Source organism: Aquabacterium sp. UBA2148 (assembly GCF_002328915.1).
Lineage (GTDB): Bacteria > Pseudomonadota > Gammaproteobacteria > Burkholderiales > Burkholderiaceae_C > Aquabacterium > Aquabacterium parvum.
Genome location: NZ_DCXA01000255.1, coordinates 1 through 2,150, shown reverse-complemented (window position 1 = coordinate 2,150; position 2,150 = coordinate 1). Strand labels below are relative to the sequence as shown.

2 protein-coding genes and 2 pseudogenes are annotated in these 2,150 nt (G+C 70.3%); all 4 read left to right on the top strand.

Annotated elements, in window-relative coordinates:
• On the top strand, positions 1–335 hold a 335-nt coding region (locus B2W70_RS14230; RefSeq protein WP_286746660.1), incomplete at its 5' end, for a hypothetical protein.
• A gap of 70 nt (positions 336–405) precedes the next feature.
• The gene (locus B2W70_RS14225) at positions 406–825 is read left to right on the top strand and encodes a hypothetical protein (protein ID WP_200964275.1); all 420 of its coding nucleotides are present in this window, start codon (positions 406–408) and stop codon (positions 823–825) included.
• Positions 826–918: 93 nt separating this feature from the next.
• Positions 919–1,320 (top strand): annotated as a pseudogene (locus tag B2W70_RS14220) (TonB-dependent receptor plug domain-containing protein); the annotation flags it as partial.
• Positions 1,302–2,150: pseudogene (locus tag B2W70_RS14215) on the top strand (TonB-dependent receptor domain-containing protein); the annotation flags it as partial. The pseudogenes B2W70_RS14220 and B2W70_RS14215, both read left to right, overlap by 19 nt.

Genomic DNA, 2,150 nt, shown 5'->3' with positions numbered 1-2,150 from the left:
GCCAGGCCCCACAGGCCATGCCGCTGGCGTCGGCCCCACTGAGCGCCGAGGCGCTTCAGTCCCGGGTGCGCCGGGACGCTGCCGCCGTGCACCGCCAGACCGCCGGCCAGCGCTTGCGACTGCAAGGCGCGCTGGCCTCTGTGGAGCCCGGCGAGGCGGGCGTGCTCGTTTTGCACCTGGCCTTGGCGGGTGAGGAGGGCACGGTGCGGATGGTGGCCTCGCCCTCGCTGGCCCAGGCCGCAGCCAGTTGGGCGCCGCCTCGGGCCGTGTCGCTGGACTGCCTGTCGCAGGGCGTGATGATGGGCGAGTGGCTGCTGGTCGATTGCAGGGAGTGAAAATCGACCTCAAGTCCCGACTGGGTGGGCCGATATCCGACTCAGGAAAGCCGCTTCAGGAAGCCCCTTCATGTACCACGTGGTTCGCGACCCGCAAGGGTTGGTCATCAGCCTGCACCGAGAACCGGTCGATGGCGCCGAGTTGCTGCCGTCGAACCACCCGGATGTGCTGGCCTTCCTGGGCCAGGGCGAGGGCCGCTCCTTCGCCGAGATGGACGCCAACCTCGTGCGCGTGCTCGAGGACCTCATCGACGCGCTGCTCAAGCGCAACATCCTGCGCATCACCGACCTGCCCGTGGAGGCGCAGGCCAAGTTGTTCGAGCGCAAGCACTTCCGCGAGAACATGCAGGGCAGCGCCCTCAAGCTGTTCGGAGACGCCCCTGCTGAGCTGAACGTGGGCACGGCCCTGAATAATGACTTCGGCAACGACTTCGGCGACTCGGGGCTGATCCCGCCCGACTGGTCGATGCCCGACGCACCGCCGCGCTGAGCGGACGAAGCGCCCACGCCGCAGCGCCTCGGCGTCGGTCGCTCGCGACCCGGTGCACGCCCGGCGCCACTTTGTGACAGCATCCGCGCTGTCATGTTCCCCTTTGACGCGCCCCCACCCGAGCCCGACCTGCCCGCGCAGGTCGTCACCGCCTCGCGCTCGTCCGAGGCGGTCGTGGACGTGCCCGCCGCGCTCGACGTGATCACGGCCGCGCGGCTGCGCGAGATGGGGCCCGGCCTGCAGTTGTCCGAAGCCTTGCTGAGCGTGCCCGGCGTGGTGGCACTCGACCGCCGAAATCCGGCGCAGGACCTGCAGCTTTCCATCCGTGGTTTTGGCGCGCGTTCGACCTTTGGCGTGCGCGGTGTGCGCCTGTACGAAGACGGCATCCCGCAGACCATGCCCGACGGGCAAGGCCAGACCAGCGGTTTCGACCTGGGGGCAGCGCAACGCGTCGAGGTGCTGCGCGGGCCGGTCTCGGTGTTGTTCGGCAACGCGGCTGGTGGCGTGGTGCAGGTCTTCAGCCCCGATGCACCCGAGCGGCCCGAAGCCAGCCTGAGCGGCACAGCTGGCGCCATGGGGCCTCTGAATGGCGGTTGATGGCCCACGGCGGGCAGCGCCAGGTCACGCAGTTCCAAGCCATCCCGGCGCCACCGACCAGCCCTGTGCAGACCCTGCCCGGCCACCCGGGCGGTGTCATCGACCTGGAACGGCGCTTTGCAGGCCTCGACACCCGCTGGCGTTGGCAAGGCGAGCTGGCCGAGCGCCCTGTGACCCTGACGGCCGGCTGGGCCTTCGACGAGATGCGCGAGCACCGGCGGGGCTATCAGAACTTCGACGACAGCGGGGGCGCGGTGCGGCTGGGCGTGCCCGGGGCCTTGCGCCGCGACGAAGGCAACACCGCGCGCAACACCGACCCCTATTTGCATGCCGGCTGGACCCTTCACCCGGACTGGACCCTGGCCGCTGGTCTGCGCCACAGCCACGTGCGCTTCGGCTCGAACGACCGCTACATCGTGCCGGGCAATGGCGACGACAGCGGTTCGATGTCATTCGAGGCGACCACGCCCGTGCTCAGCCTGACCCATCGGTGGGGCCCGAACGCGATGGCCTACGTCAGCGCGGCGCGCAGCTTCGAGACGCCGACGCTCAACGAGGTGGCTTACGCCTGCACCTCGGGCGCGCAATCGGGCTGGAACCGCGGCTTGCGCGCTTCCCATGGCACGCAGATCGAGCTGGGTGGCAAGTGGCAGGGCGAGGCGGGCCGGGCGGCGCAGGTGGCGCTGTTCCAGGTGCGCACGCAGGACGAGATCGGCGTGGCCGAGAAC

Coding starts and splice junctions, on each gene's coding strand:
- B2W70_RS14225 (WP_200964275.1), top strand. CDS start 406: ATGTACCACGTGGTTCGCGACCCGCAAGGGTTGGTCATCAGCCTGCAC.